Origin of the sequence: Streptomyces sp. NPDC048415 (assembly GCF_040651675.1) — a bacterium.
In the GTDB taxonomy this organism is placed as follows: domain Bacteria; phylum Actinomycetota; class Actinomycetes; order Streptomycetales; family Streptomycetaceae; genus Streptomyces.
Genome location: NZ_JBEZKJ010000037.1, coordinates 1 through 13940, shown reverse-complemented (window position 1 = coordinate 13940; position 13940 = coordinate 1). Strand labels below are relative to the sequence as shown.

12 protein-coding genes and 2 pseudogenes are annotated in these 13940 nt (G+C 71.4%); 2 read left to right on the top strand and 12 right to left on the bottom strand.

From position 1 onward, the window contains the following. Nucleotides 1-81 precede the first annotated feature (81 nt). The 4 genes from AB0D27_RS23645 to AB0D27_RS23630 all read right to left on the bottom strand — a co-directional run bounded on the left by AB0D27_RS23645 (nucleotide 82) and on the right by AB0D27_RS23630 (nucleotide 5116). Nucleotides 82-1398 (bottom strand): DUF692 domain-containing protein, encoded by a 1317-nt coding sequence (locus AB0D27_RS23645; protein ID WP_362512056.1) that lies wholly within the window; start codon nucleotides 1396-1398, stop codon nucleotides 82-84. A 153-nt stretch (nucleotides 1399-1551) separates the two neighbouring features. After that, a complete protein-coding gene (locus tag AB0D27_RS23640) occupies nucleotides 1552-2340 on the bottom strand; it encodes a DUF4142 domain-containing protein (protein ID WP_362512053.1) in 789 nt (262 codons plus the stop codon). 219 nt (nucleotides 2341-2559) lie between these two features. Continuing rightward, nucleotides 2560-4221, bottom strand: coding sequence for an arginine--tRNA ligase (argS, locus tag AB0D27_RS23635; RefSeq protein ID WP_362512051.1), 1662 nt, complete (start codon nucleotides 4219-4221; stop codon nucleotides 2560-2562). Nucleotides 4222-4306: 85 nt separating this feature from the next. After that, a complete protein-coding gene (locus AB0D27_RS23630) occupies nucleotides 4307-5116 on the bottom strand; it encodes a peptidyl-tRNA hydrolase (protein ID WP_362512048.1) in 810 nt (269 codons plus the stop codon). Nucleotides 5117-5187: 71 nt separating this feature from the next. Here AB0D27_RS23630 and AB0D27_RS23625 point away from each other — a divergent pair. Together AB0D27_RS23625 and AB0D27_RS23620 are read left to right on the top strand one after the other, a co-directional pair. Further along, a pseudogene (locus AB0D27_RS23625) lies at nucleotides 5188-6024 on the top strand (ATP-binding cassette domain-containing protein); the annotation flags it as partial. A gap of 437 nt (nucleotides 6025-6461) precedes the next feature. Next, complete coding sequence (locus AB0D27_RS23620; protein WP_362512045.1) at nucleotides 6462-7133, top strand: ABC transporter; 672 nt, start codon at nucleotides 6462-6464, stop codon at nucleotides 7131-7133. Between the two features lie 145 nt (nucleotides 7134-7278). On the opposite strand, the gene AB0D27_RS23615 is transcribed toward AB0D27_RS23620, so the two are convergent. The 8 genes and pseudogenes from AB0D27_RS23615 to AB0D27_RS23580 form a co-directional block, all read right to left on the bottom strand. After that, nucleotides 7279-7455: a hypothetical protein gene (locus AB0D27_RS23615; protein WP_362512042.1), complete on the bottom strand. Its 177-nt coding sequence runs from the start codon at nucleotides 7453-7455 to the stop codon at nucleotides 7279-7281. Nucleotides 7456-7473: 18 nt separating this feature from the next. After that, on the bottom strand, nucleotides 7474-8334 hold the full coding sequence (locus AB0D27_RS23610) for a polysaccharide deacetylase family protein (RefSeq protein WP_362512039.1): 861 nt from the start codon (nucleotides 8332-8334) through the stop codon (nucleotides 7474-7476). Between the two features lie 232 nt (nucleotides 8335-8566). Then, the gene (locus tag AB0D27_RS23605) at nucleotides 8567-9718 is read right to left on the bottom strand and encodes a glutathione-independent formaldehyde dehydrogenase (RefSeq protein ID WP_362512191.1); all 1152 of its coding nucleotides are present in this window, start codon (nucleotides 9716-9718) and stop codon (nucleotides 8567-8569) included. A gap of 282 nt (nucleotides 9719-10000) precedes the next feature. After that, complete coding sequence (locus tag AB0D27_RS23600) at nucleotides 10001-10321, bottom strand: hypothetical protein (RefSeq protein ID WP_362512036.1); 321 nt, start codon at nucleotides 10319-10321, stop codon at nucleotides 10001-10003. Nucleotides 10322-10615: 294 nt separating this feature from the next. Further along, the gene (locus AB0D27_RS23595; protein ID WP_362512188.1) at nucleotides 10616-11449 is read right to left on the bottom strand and encodes a PPK2 family polyphosphate kinase; all 834 of its coding nucleotides are present in this window, start codon (nucleotides 11447-11449) and stop codon (nucleotides 10616-10618) included. 117 nt (nucleotides 11450-11566) lie between these two features. Next, nucleotides 11567-12793: a threonine--tRNA ligase gene (thrS, locus tag AB0D27_RS23590; RefSeq protein WP_362512033.1), complete on the bottom strand. Its 1227-nt coding sequence runs from the start codon at nucleotides 12791-12793 to the stop codon at nucleotides 11567-11569. A gap of 216 nt (nucleotides 12794-13009) precedes the next feature. Next, nucleotides 13010-13351, bottom strand: coding sequence for a hypothetical protein (locus tag AB0D27_RS23585; RefSeq protein WP_362512030.1), 342 nt, complete (start codon nucleotides 13349-13351; stop codon nucleotides 13010-13012). A gap of 22 nt (nucleotides 13352-13373) precedes the next feature. Then, a pseudogene (locus AB0D27_RS23580) lies at nucleotides 13374-13940 on the bottom strand (hypothetical protein); the annotation flags it as partial.

Here is a 13940-nt window from a genome sequence, read left to right as displayed (position 1 = left end):
ACCGCTGCTCACATCGCTCTCATAGGGAGCGGTGTTAACCCCGGCACACTCCGCGGCGGCCGGGGCCCGCCGCCCGCGTAGTCAGCGACGCGACAGTGCCCGGCGGGTGGCGCGGGCGAGGCGGGCCGTGGGGCGTCGCGACAGCGGGGCCGGGCCCGAGCGCTCAAGCCACCAGTCGCGCAGCCGCCGCACCTGGGCATCCTCCGGAAGCCCCGCGAGAAGCAGCTGCTCGGCGAAGTCGAGGGCGTCGCGCCGGTAGCCCCCGGTCATCGGATGCCGCCCCGCGTACGCGAGGAACGCCGGCCGGTACCCGTCCGCGAGGATCTCCGGCAGCTCCGGAGCCACCTTCGCGACCACGTCCGCCCGCTTGGCGGCGAGCGCCCGCGCCTGCACCCCCAGCCGCACCCGGTCGAAGCCCTCGGGCACGGGGGTCCCCGCGACGAGCGCGGACAGCAGCGCGGCCTGCCCGAGCGCGAGCCGTTGCCGGGCGGCGCCGGTGTCCTTCTCCCTGGCTTGTCCGGAGCCGGAAATCTCCGCGTGCGGGGTCACGGGCGTCGAGCCGCCCGATGCCCCCGCCACCGTCTCCCGGATCGCCGCCAGCTCCCGCTCCAGCTCCTGCGGCTCGGGGAAGTTCTCGTCCCGCTCGAGGAGGACGCCCGGTGGAGTCACGCGGGAGGCGAGGTCGGCGAGGATGTCGAGGACGGGCCGGGGGACCGGGTGGGCGTGGCTGTCGTGCCAGACGCCGTCGCGTTCGAAGCCGCCGGCGACATGGACGTAGGCGATGGCCTCGAGGGGGAGTTCCGCGAGGGCCTTGGCCGGGTCCTCGCCGCGGTTGACATGGTTCGTGTGGAGGTTGGCGACGTCGATGAGCAGCCGTACGCCGGTGCGGTCGACCAGGTCGTAGAGGAATTGGCCTTCGGTCATCTCCTCGCCGGGCCAGGAGATCAGCGCGGCGATGTTCTCCACCGCGAGGGGCACGGGGAGCGCGGCCTGCGCGATGCGGATGTTCTCGCACAGAACGTCCAGCGCGTCCCGGGTGCGCGGGACCGGCAGCAGGTGTCCCGCCTCCAGCGGCGGCGACGCGGTGAGCGGCCCGCCCGCCCGGACGAACGCGATGTGCTCCGTGACGAGCGGCGAGCCCAGCGCCTCGGCCCGCTCGGCGAGCGAGGCGAGGCGCGACTCGTCGGGCCTCTCCGCGCCGCCGAGGCCGAGCGAGACACCGTGCGGTACCACCGTGACGCCGCGCTCGCGCAGCCGCAGCAGCGACTCGGGGAGCTGCCCGGGGCACACGTTCTCCGCCACGGCCTCGACCCAGTCGATGCCGGGCATGCGCTCCACGGCCTCGGCGATCTCCGGCCGCCACCCGATTCCCGTCCCCAGCCGACTCAGCTGCTTCATGGTCCCCTCCTGCGTCACGAACCCGAACAGACCCTGCGTGTCGTCTCCTTACGACGGCCCGTCTTCCGGCGTGACGAAGTCATGGCCCCGGGACCGGGGGCCGAACCCATAAGAGGGGACGTTCAGAGCAACATTTGAGGTTCGGGAGTCGCGCTACTGGAGCACGTTGTCCGAATCGGTCGGCTCCGGCCGGCTGGTGTTGACCTCACCCGGCGGCAGCGCCGACGGGCTCGACGACACGTCGATGCCGTTGCCCGGTGTGACGGGCGGTGCGGAGGCCGTCGGCGCCCCGAGGGTCGGCGCCGGGGGGCCGGTCGGGCTGGCGGTCGACAGTGCGGCCGTGTCGTTGGCGATGGCGTCGAAGTCGACCTCCCCGGTCTTCTCCAGCATCGTGATGTGGTCGAGCACGGTCAGGTTGGCGTCCGAGGCCAGCTGGCGCACCAAGGTGTTGCGGGTGCTGTTGCGGACCGCGCCGATCGCCGGAAAGATCTTGCCGTGCGCGGCCCTCAGCAGGTTCGCGAACTTCCGCTCGTACTCCCTGCCCGACGCCGCGCTCAGCTCCCGCAGCCAGCCCTGCTGCTGCTCGTTCGGCTGGTTCGGCAGCTCCACATTGAGCTGGGCCGCCACGATCCGCACCCGCTTGTCGAGGTCGGTGTGCCCGACGATCAGGTGATCGCCCGCCTCCTTGATCGCCTTGGTGGGGGCCCGCTCGATCGCCTGCTGACCGGCCGGCAGCTCCCAGAGACCGGCCAGCCGCACCCGTACGATCAAGTCGCGGTCGGAGGCGGACAGCGGACCCCAGCGGGTGTTCACCGTCCCGGCGGCGAGGTTGGCCGCGCCCGTGCCGGAACGGTCGGCGTACGACCACACGGGGAACGCGAGCGCTCCTACAGTGGCGACGAGTGCCGCGATGACGAGGGCGGTACCGTTGACGCGCCGCAAATGAGCCTCCCGAGGCAAACCAACTGGTCGTTGGGAACCGTTACTTGGCCAGTGCCAGGAGGTACGTACGGGACGGCTGCGCTGTTCAAACGTCTTGGCGGCGGACACCGATCCAGTGGGCGCGGGGGCGCCAGCGCGTCGGCGGCCACTGGTCCGGGTCGCGGCCCAGCAGCCGCCGCGCTTCCTCCGGGTGTCCGACCCGGCCGGCGCGTCAGCGCCTCACATGCGTTCGGGTGCGGTGACGCCGAGGAGGTGCAGCCCATTGCGCAGAACCACCCGGCTGGCCTCGGTCAGCCACAGCCGGGCCCGGGTCAGCGAGGTGGCCTGCTCGCCGTCGCGAGGCAGCACCCGGCAGCTGTCGTAGAACCGGTGGTAGGCACCCGCCAGCTGCTCCAGGTAGTGGGCCACCCGATGCGGCTCGCGCAACTCCGCGGCGGTCGACACGACACCAGGGAACTCGCCCAGCATGCGGAGCAAGTCGTCCTCCCGCTCGTGTGCGAGAAGTGCGGGGTCGAATGCCTCGGGGCCGCCCCGATCGGCACCGGTCGCCGCGGCTTTGCGCTGTACGGCGCACAGGCGGGCGTGCGCGTACTGCGCGTAATAGACAGGGTTGTCGTTCGACTTCTGGGTCAACAGGTCGACGTCGAGGTCGATCGCGGCATCCACGCTGGCTCGGGCGAGCCCGTACCGGGCGGCGTCCACCCCGACCGCGTCCACCAGGTCGTCCAGAGTGAGCACCGTGCCCGCCCGCTTGCTCATCCGCACTGGCCGGCCGTCCTGGACGAGGTTGACCAGCTGGCCGATGAGGATCTCCAGATTGAGGTCGGGGTCGTCGCCGAAGCAGGCTGCCATGGCCCGCATCCGGCCGACGTAGCCGGCGTGGTCGGCGCCGAGCATGATCACGACCCTCTCGAAACCCCGTTGCCGCTTGTTCAGGTAGTACGCGCAGTCGGCGGTGAAGTACGTCCAGCCGCCGTCGCTCTTGACCAGCACCCGGTCCTTGTCGTCCCCGAAGTCGGTGGTGCGCAGCCACACCGCGCCCTGCGCCTCATAGACATGGCCGCCCTTGCGCAGCCGAGCCACGGCAGCGTCGAGTTCACCCGCGTCATGCAGGTCCTTCTCGTTGAAGTACACGTCGAAGCGCGTGCCGAAGCCGGCCAGTGAGGCCTTGATCTCCTGGAACATCAGACCCGTGCCCACGTCGCTGAAGACGCTGAGGGCCTCGGCGTGGGGCAGCTCAAGGACGTCCGGCCGCCGCTTGAGCACCTCGTCCGCGATGTCCTGGATGTACGCGCCGCTGTAGCCGTCCTCGGGCGCGGGGGCGCCTTGGGCGGTGGCGAGCAGCGACTGGGCGAACCGGGCGATTTGGGTTCCGGCGTCGTTGAAGTAGTACTCCCGGGTCACCTGCGCGCCCGCGGCTTCGAGCAGCCGGGCCAGCGCATCGCCCACCGCCGCCCACCGAGCGCCGCCGATGTGCACCGGCCCGGTGGGGTTGGCGGACACGAACTCCAGATTGAGCCGTAGCCCGGCGAGCCGGTCCGTGCGGCCGTACGTGGCGTCGGCCTGGACGATCCTCTGGGCCAGGATGCCCTTGGCGGCCGGCTCGAGTGTGATGTTGAGGAAGCCGGGTCCCGCGACCTCCACGCGGCGCACCCCGGGGGCGGCGTTGACGTAGGGCACCAGCGCCTCAGCGATCTCGCGCGCGGGCCGTCCGGCGGACTTGGCGAGCTGCAGCGCGACGTTGCTCGCGTAGTCCCCGTGGTCGCGGTGTCGGGGACGCTCGACCCGGACGGACGCGGGCGGATCCGCCGCGATGCCCGCGGAGGAAATCGCGGCGCGCACACTGTCGGCGACGAGGGCTGCGAGATCGGCTGAGTTCATGCGGACAGGGTAGTGACGAGGCGGACGGGCGTCGCAGGATTAAAATCGCTGTTCGCGCGCCTGACATCGCCACCGTCCGGCGGCCCTACGACAGCTCCGATACCTCATTTTCGAGGGGCTCGACGGCTGCCTCACCGGCACCGGACTCATCCCCGCCCCACCGCCGCAGGCGCGGCAGGGAACCGACACGGCCGTGCCCCTCTACCGCGACAGTCGTCCCGGGCGCGATCTCCGTGAACCCCGCGTCGCGGACCAACGGCACGCCGCCCGAGGTGAGTTCACGCCAGTGAGCCGGCTCCGCGGTGCGCACGGTGAGTGCGAAGCCCGCGTCCCGCCAAGCCGTGCGTTCCTCGTCCGACAGCTCCCACCAGGCCAGTTGGGCTCCGTGGCCCACCTGCGCCATGGTCTTGCCCGCCGACATGTCGAGGTGGGGGTTGAGCCACAGCACCGGCGCGCTCGGATCTGCGTCCACCGGAGGCTCCGGGTCGTCCAGGTCCGTGCCGGAGACCTGGAGTCTGGCCAGGTCCTTGGGCCAGCCGTCCAGCGGGACCGGCGGGAAGACGCGCACCTCGGCGGACTTCCCGGTCACCGTGATGCCGGGCAGCGCCTCGGCCCGCCGCCATTCGGCGCCGCGCGCCCGCCGTACGACCTTGCGGATCCGGGCGTCCTGCCAGTCCCGCATCGCCTGCGCCCACTCCCCGTCCCCGAGGGAGCGCTCGTCGCTGAGGATGGTCAGCACGGCACGGGCCGCCGTCTCCAGCGCGTCGGTGCGCGCCGGGGGAGCGGCCTTCTCGATGCGCGCGACCAGGGGCAGCACGAACTGCGGTGCCTCGTCGCGCGCGATGCGCTCGGAACGGAAAGGGCTGTCGTCGGCGGAGGTCGGGTCGCTGCTCACGCCCTCCAGTCTGCCAGGCGGAAGATCCGTTCTTCTGCGGGCGCCCGTCCGCCCGGGCGAGGATGGTCCCCATGCGAGACGATCTACGGCTGGAGGGCGTCGGCCGCCGCTACGGGGTGCGCGGTCCCTGGGTGCTGCGCGGCATCGACCTCACCCTGGCATCCGGCACCCTCACCCGCGTCGAGGGGGCCAACGGCACGGGAAAATCAACGCTGCTGCGCCTCCTCGCCGGGATTGAGGCGCCGACCGAGGGCCGGATCACGGGGCGCCCGCGCACGGCCTATGTGCCCGAGCGCTTCCCCGCCGCGCTCCCCTTCACCGCGTCCGGGTACCTCACCCACCTCGGCGCGGTCCACGGCCTGTCCCGTACGGCTGCCGCCGGCGCCGCCGCCGAGTGGCTGGAGCGGCTCGGCGCGGCCGCGTACGCCCGTACGCCCATGGCGGAGCTGTCCAAGGGCAGCAGCCAGAAGGTCGCCGTCGCCCAGGCCCTGCTCGCCGAGCCGGAGATCCTCGTCCTCGACGAGGCCTGGACCGGCCTCGACACCGCCGCCCGCGCCGAGCTGGAACGCGCCGTCGCGGAACGCACCGCCGCCGGCGGGGCCGTGGTCTTCGTCGACCACGACCCGCGGCGGCTGGCGGGGGCGCCGGACGCGACGTACGCCGTCGTCGACGGCACGCTCAATCTCCGTACGCGGTATCGCACTTCGGCCGCACCGAGCGGCCCGCACGTCGTCGTCGAGGCCGTCGGCCCACCGGACGCGGAGCCTCCGGACGACGTGGTGGGGCCCTCGACGTCCGTGGAGCGGACCACGGCGGGGACGACGCGCTTCACAACGCCCGAGTCCCACTCGGACGTACTGCTGAGGTCGCTGCTGGGCGCACGGCCGCCGTGGCATGTGGTGGCGGTGGCGCGGGCCGGCAGGCCACGCGGCGCGACGGACGACGACAAGCGGGGCACGGCCGCCCCGAGCGCCGCCGCCGACTCGCTCCCCTCGGCCCCGGACGCAGCGGTCTGGGAGTCTTCGGCGCCCCGCTCGGTGTCGGGTGCACTGGTCTCGGAGTCTTCGGCGCCCCGCTCGGCCTCGGACGCACCGGCTTCGGGGTTTTCCGTGTCTCGTTCGGCCTCGGACGCACCGGTTTCGGGGTCTTCCGTGTCTCGTTCGGTGTCGGGTGTACCGGTTTCGGGGTCTTCCGTGTCTCGTTCGGCCTCGGGCGCACCGGTTTCGGAGTCTTCCGTGCCCCGCTCGGTGCCGGGTGTACCGGTCTCCGACTCTTCAGCGCCGCTCCCGGCGCCGCAGCTCCCGTCCTCGCGCGAGCGCGCGCCCCAGCCCGAAGGGCCCCGCCGATGATCGCTCTCCTCCGCTACCAGACCGCCCTTCTGCTGCGCTCGCAGCGCTGGTTGCCTCCCTTCATCCTGTACGCGGCCTTCCTCGCGATCGGTGTGCAGAGCGGGCAGCCGGTGCTCGACTCGCTCGGCTACTCGGCCGCGGCCGTCCTGCCCGTCGGGGCCTGGCTGGTACGGATCTGCGCGACCAACGAGCCGCCCGCCGCACGCGGTTGTGTGGGCGCTGCGGTCGGGCCCGGGCGGGCGCACCTGGCCTGTCTGGCCGTCGCTCTCGGGGCGGCCGTGCTCATCGGGGCGGCGGCGACGCTGGTCGTCACGGTGATCAGCGATCCGACGAGCACGGATCACCACAAGCGGGTGCCGGTGCTCGCGGCGGGCGGCGCCGGGCTGCTGGCGGCGCTCGTCTGCGCCCTGCTCGGCACGGCCGTCGGCGCGCTCACGACCTGGCCGCTGCTGCGCTCGCCGGGCCGCGCGGTCCCCGCGATGCTGCTCGCGGCGCTTCTGGCGCTGGTGGTGACGGGCTCACCGGCCCACGCGGCACTCACCGACCTGATCACCGGCTCCCAGACGGGCACGGTCCCCGCGCCCTTGCTGCCCCTGGCTGCCGCCGCCCTGTTCGCTGCGGCCGCCCTCGCCGCGGCCTGCGCGCTCACGGCTCGCCGGTCGGCGTGATCGGGCCGGGCGGTGAGCCCGAGCGGCCGTCGCGCTCCGGCTCGGTCGGTCCGAGCAAGCCGCGCGCCGCGTCGGCCGGGCCTTGCGCGCTGCGGTCCGCGCGTCGCGCCGGCGGCGGGGAGCCGGGAGCCGCGCTTGGCGCGCCTCAGCCCGAGCAAGCCGTGCGCTGGGCCTCCTGCCACTCGCACACGGGGCACAGCGTGATCCCCTTGTACGACTCCGGGTATTCGGTGGGCTTTTGGCACAGCACGCACTCCGCGTACGGCGGCCCGTCGGCCTTGGGCGGCGTGCTCGCGGTGATCGTGCAGTAGTCGTCGCTCATGACTCCAGCGTACGAGGCTCAGTGCCGGCCGCCCGCGGCCCCGATCAGCTCGGACACCTTCACGAACCGGAACCCCTTCTTACGCAGCTCCGGCACGATCGTCCGCAGGGCCTTCTCAGTCACCGGGGCGGCACTGCGGGTGCAGTGCATGACGACCACGGAGCCGGGCTTCACGCCCTCCAGCACCTGCTGGGCCACGGCGTCGGCGTCCGTGGCGAACGCGTCCCCGCTCACCACGTCCCACTGCACGGCGGTCACCCCGACCGCGCTCAGCGTCCGCAGCGCCCGCTGGTCGTAACACCCGCCCGGAAAGCGGAAGTACGGCATCGCATCTCGGATTCCCGCCTTCTTGAAGGCGGTGTACGCCCGCTCCACGTCCGAGCGCATCTTGTCCTCGGGCACGATCGGCAGCCCGTAGCAGTCGTCCGTGAAGGCGTAGTGGCTGTAGGAATGGTTGGCGACCTCGAACAGCGGGTCGCGCCCGAGGTCCCTGGCCTCCTTCGGGTACTCGTCGGCCCACCGCCCCGTCATGAACACGGTCGCCGGCACCTTGAAGCCGCGCAGCGTCGCGATCAGCTGCGGATTGTCAAAATGCTCCCCGGCCGCCGCCCGCGGCCCCTGGTCCGCGGTCATGTCCGCGTCGAAGGTCAGCGCGACGGTATTGCCCTGGGTACGCGGGCCGTTCGTGAAGACGGGAGTCATCCCGGCTGGGCCGGGGGCGAGCGTGGGAGGCCGCGAGGGCGCGGCACTGCCGGTGGCCGGCGCGGAGTGCCCTTGGTGGGCGGTGTGCGGGGTGCTTGCGGTCCCGCAGGCGGCGAGCGTGACGCCGAGGGCGCACAGAGAGCAAGTGGCGGCGAATCGTCGTACTGGAATGATCACCGGACGAAAATATCCGGATAAGTAAGATTATCTGCCTAACACGGGCATGCGTCGGACGATTACGGCACCGAAGTCACCCGCTTAGCTGCTTGCCTGCCCGGTCGACGGGCGGGTTCGGCGGGGACGCGGCGGTGGGCACGCGGCGGTGGGCACGCGGCGGTGGGCACGCGGCGGTGGGCACGCGGAGTTTGCGGGTAACGGGTCCGGGCACTTGCGTGCCCGGACCCTTTCCTCAGGCCGCGAGTGCGTGACCGGGATGCAGTACCACCTTGGTGTAGCCCTCGATCCGCTTGTCGAACTTCTCGTACGCCTGCGGCGCCTGGTCCAGCGGCAGCTCGTGAGAGACCACGAAACTGGGCTTGGCGCGGCCCGCGATGATCAGGTCACGCAGCTGGCGGTTGTACCGCTTGACGTTGCACTGGCCGGTGCCCATCTGCTGGCCCTTCTCGAACATCCGGCCGATGGAGACCAGCAGCTGGCCGTGCTTGGCGTGCTCATCGGGGCCGCCCGGGTCGGCGGGCACGTACAGCCCCGGTATGCCCAGCATGCCGGTCGGCCGTACGGTCTCGACGAGCGTGTTGAGAACGACGGCGGGTTCCTCGTGGCTGGCGTCGTGCGACTGGGCCTGGTACCCGACGGCGTCCACACCCTTGTCGGTTCCTTCTCCTCCCGTCTGTTCCTTGATCTGCTCGGTCGGGTCGCCCTGGGTGAAGTCGATGGGAATCGCCCCGATCTCCTCCGCCTTGGCGAGCCGTTCCGGCACTCGGTCGACGGAGAACACCTTCGACGCTCCGCGCAGCAGCGCGGAGTAGGCGGCCATCAGTCCCACCGGTCCGGCGCCGAATACGGCCACGCTCTCGCCGGGGGACAACTGGGCGAGTTCGCATCCGTGGTAACCGGTCGGGAAGATGTCGGCGAGCAGAATGAAGTCGCTCTCGAACTCGTCGCCCGGCGGCAGCTTCAAGCAGTTGAAATCGGCGTACGGCACCCGCAGCCGCTCTGCCTGGCCACCGGTGTACGGGCCCATCGCCACGTATCCGTAGGCTCCGCCCGCGAAGCCGGGATTGACCGTGAGGCAGAAACCGGTCTTTCCGGCAAGGCAGTTCTTGCAGAATCCGCAGGCGACGTTGAACGGCATCACGACGCGGTCGCCCTTGGAAAGGGAGGTCACGCCCGAACCGACCTCCTCGACTATGCCGAGGTTCTCGTGTCCGAAGACGATGCCCGACTGAGCCGCCGTGCGGCCCTCGTACATGTGCAGATCGGACCCGCAGATCGCGGTCGACGTAACCCTCACGAGCACGTCGTTGGGGTGCTGGATCTGGGGATCGTCGACGTCCCTCACAGCCACGCTGAAGGGCTTCTCATAGACGACGGCTTTCACCTGGGTCACCTCCGCGTCAATCGTCGGATGACGGCGGCGGACGGGCCGTTACCGGGGCACACAAGGAGGCGCGAGCCGACGGGTCTGTGCCCACGGCCCCGGGCGCTCTCGCTTCACCGCCGGACACTTCCAGCTAACGCCCGCACGGCACCCGCCGCAACTACGCCGCGTCGGTCGTCACGTCGGGTCAGCGGACGAGTTCGACGGGTGTCCAGTGAGGGGAGATCCGGTCCCAGCCCGCACTTATCCGCACGGGGAACACTCCGTCCCATGACCGATCGCCTACGGGGCGTCCAGTTGGAAGGTCCAGAGCGCCAATCCATCCCGACCGTAGACGGCGACCCTCGATGGCGGGCGCTTCCCGGCGCTGACGAAGTGGTCCCTGATCTTGGCGACCGTGTGGGGTAGTCCCGCCTCGGTACTCTCCGGGATTGATCCCGCCGGCTGCCAGTACATGGTCAGCTCCCAACGGCGGTCCCTGCCGCTGCTGCGTGGTGCGGTGGGCTCGGCTTTGAGGTTCAGCTCGTCGAGGAGGTCGAGGATGACGTTCATGTCGCGGCCGTCAATATGCGCGAAGTCCTCTTCGACCAGGATCTCATCCATGCACGCTCACTACCCCGATGCGCGAACCGATCAACCCGTGACAGGCGCGGTCAAGAGCGGTGGGGAGGAGGGTCTAGGACTCCCTCGGATTCACTGAAGTCGACCGGCTGCTCGTTCGGTCACGCCCTGGATTGCCGACCCGACAGCTCGACGAGAACCCTCACCGCCGTCGGCAGCTCAGCCGTCACCGCGGCGATCGGGCCGTCCTGCGCCTGGAGCCTCCACCGATCCCGGAGCCCTTCATCCCGCTCCAGGAAAGTCGCGCTCTCTGCGGAGGGCTTATATATCTGCGGGTCAGGAGCCCTGCAGTAGGCGCGCGCGGCTCTCCTCCACGTCGAACTCGGCCTTCGGATAGCGCGGATCGAGCGCCTCAAGGTGCTCCAGGAGCAGCTTGCTGACCGCCCAGTTCCGGTACCACTTGCGGTCGGCCGGGATCAGGAACCATGGCGCCTCAGGTGTGGAACAGCGGTCAAGGGCGATCTGGTACGCCTTCTGGTACGCGGGCCACAGCGCGCGGTCCTCGATGTCGCCGGGGTTGAATTTCCAGTGCTTGTCGGCGTTGTCGAGGCGTTTGAGGAGGCGGCGGCGCTGCTGGTCGTACGAGATGTGCAGGAAGACCTTCACGACGGTGACGCCGTCGTCGGCGAGGGACTTCTCGAAGCGGTTGATCTTGCCGTAGCGGCGGGCGATCTCCTTGCGCGGGGCCAGTGCGCGGACACGGGCGACCAGGACGTCCTCGTAGTGCGAACGGTCGAAGATGCCGATCTCGCCTGGCTCGGGCAGTGCCCGACTGATCCGCCAGAGGAAGGAGTGCTGCCGCTCCTCGTGGGTCGGCGCCTTGAAGGCCGTGATGCGGCAGCCCGAAGGATTGAACAGCCCGATGACGTGCTTGACCGTGCCGCCCTTGCCGCTGGTGTCCATGCCTTGGAGGACCAGGAGGACGCGGCGGCGGTCACCCGCCGTGCTCGCGGCCCACAGGCGTTCCTGCAGGTCGGCGAGGTGTTCGCCCATGTGGGCGGTGGCGGCAAGACCGGCGGCCTTGTCGCGCGGACCGGCGGGCGTGGCCTTCGCGTCGTAGGAGGAGAGGTCGACACCCGAGCCGCCCGGGACGCGCAACACTTCCCGCAGCCGTGCGGGCGCCTCGCCCTTCTTCTGGCTGCCGCCTCGTCCCCCGTCGCCCTTCTTGGCCACCGTGTACCCCTTCCGGCCGTGTCCCTCGATGGTGCGACGGGAGACCGGGGGCCGCTACCGGCCGATCAGGTCGGTGCTGTGCGCGTGGATGAGCGATGCGATGCGGCGCAGCGCCTCCTCGGTGGGCCCCGGGTCGAGGTGGCGGCCGTCGCGCAGGCGCACGGCGACCAGGTCGGCGGCCGCCTCTCTGGCGCCGATCACCGCCTGGTACGGGACCAGGCGGGCGGCGCGGACACGGGCGCTCAGGGTGCCCTGCTCCGGGCCGGCGAGCCGTGCCCTCAGGCCCTGGTCGAGGCAGCGCCGTACGAGCCCCTCGGCCTGTTCGACCTCGGCGTCGGAGACGGGCAGGGCCACCAGCTGGACGGGGGCGAGCCAGGGCGGAAAGGCGCCGCCGTGCGCCTCGATGAGGTGGGCGACGGCCCGCTCCAGGCTGCCGATGACGCTGCGGTGGACCATGACCGGCCGGTGCTTCGCCCCGTCGGCGCCGACGTAGCGCAGGTCGAACCGTTCGGGCTGGTGGAAGTCGACCTGCACGGTGGACAGGGTGGACTCCCGGCCGGCCGGGTCGGCGATCTGGACGTCGATCTTGGGTCCGTAGAACGCGGCCTCGCCCGCCACGGCGTCGTACGCCACCCCGGAACGGTCGAGGACCTCACGGAGCAGCCCGGTCGAGCGTCGCCACAGCTCGGGGGCCGCGACGTACTTCCCGCCCGCGCCGGGCAGCGAGAGCCGGAAACGGGCCGCGCGGATACCCATCGCGTCGTATGCCCGGCGGATCAACTCCAGTGCCGCGTAAGCCTCTTCGGCGACCTGGTCCACGGTGCAGAAGATGTGCGCGTCATTGAGCTGGATGGCGCGCACGCGGGTGAGCCCGCCGAGAACGCCGGACAGCTCGGAGCGGAACATGCCGCCCAACTCGGCCATCCGAAACGGCAGTTCGCGATAACTGTGGGAGCGGGAGCGGTAGATGAGGGCGTGGTGGGGACACAGGCTCGGGCGCAACACCACCTGCTCGCCACCGAGTTCCATCGGCGGGAACATGTCCTCGCTGTAGTGCGACCAGTGCCCGGAGATCTCGTACAGCTCCCGTTTGCCCAACACCGGTGAGTGCACGTGCTGATAGCCCGCCCGCCGCTCGGCCTCACGGACGTAGTCCTCCAGCGCGTGGCGAACGGCGGCGCCGTCGGGCAGCCAGTACGGCAGCCCCGCGCCCATCAGGGGATCGGTGTCGAACAGGTCCAGTTCACGGCCGAGTCGGCGGTGGTCGTGCGGGGTGGTCATGACGGTCTCCTCGCTTCGCTGGGGGAAAGGGCGAGTGACCGTACGGCGAAGCCCCGGGGCACTCGCCCCGGGGCTTCGGACTTGAGTCAGCAGTCAGCGCGCCGGGACACTCTCCGACGTCGTCGTGTACACAGCGGCACGCTTCATGGTCGTCACCGTAGCAGGGGGTGTTCCGGCGGGCGAGGGAATTAGGGCCTGTCCGGCGGATCATGCCGACTACGCGCTACGGCGCCTGATAGGCACCGTCAGCTGGAGGTGCTCGGCGGGCGGGTGTCCGTCAGCGCCGACTTCGGCAGGGTGGTCACCCGTGAAGGCGTCACCGTCATCCCCGTCGTCAGGGTCGGCCTCGGTTTCGCCGGCGGCGGCACCCTGCGCGGGCGGGGCGGGGAGGGCGCTGCGCGGGCGGGGCGGTGGCGGCTCCGAGGCCCGGCCGATCTGCTTCATCGAGCGCTCGACCTCATCGTCATCGACTCCGTCGCAGCCCTGGTGCCGCGTGCTGCGGGACCGCACCGCCACGTACCGCCCGATCCGCCCGATCCGCGACCCGTGGGTCGACATCGTCGCACCCCTGGCGGCGGACTCACCCGCCGTCTCCGTCCTGACCCGTACGCTCGCGCGGCGACGGCGGAGCCAGCGTGTCGCCCACGCAGTACGTGTCACCCGTCGCTCCTGGACTCATGGGCAGCGGAGGCGTCGGCCGCTCGTCCGCCCGTGGCACGGCCGGCTCGACCGTCGGTGGCACGGGCGGACGTGGCACGGCTGACTCGACCGTCGGTGGCCGGGTCCCCTCGACCGTCGGTGGCAGGGCCTCCTCGGCCTCCGCCGGCGCGGCCTCCTGTACCTCCGGTGGCTCGGCCCGCTCGACCGGCGCCGGTCCTGGAGTCTCCTCGGCCTCCTGCGGCACGGCTTCCTCGACCTCCGGTGGCTCGGCCCGCTCGACGGGCGCCGGTCCTGGAGTCTTCTCGACCGCCTGCGGTAGTTGGTCGGGCGCCTGCGGTCCTTGCTGGGGCTGCGCCCGCTCCAGGAAGCGCAGCAGCTCCACCGGGAAGGGGAGGACGAGGGTCGAGTTCTTCTCCGCCGCGACCGCCACCACCGTCTGCAGCAGGCGCAGTTGGAGTGCCGCGGGCTGCTCGGACATCACGCCGGC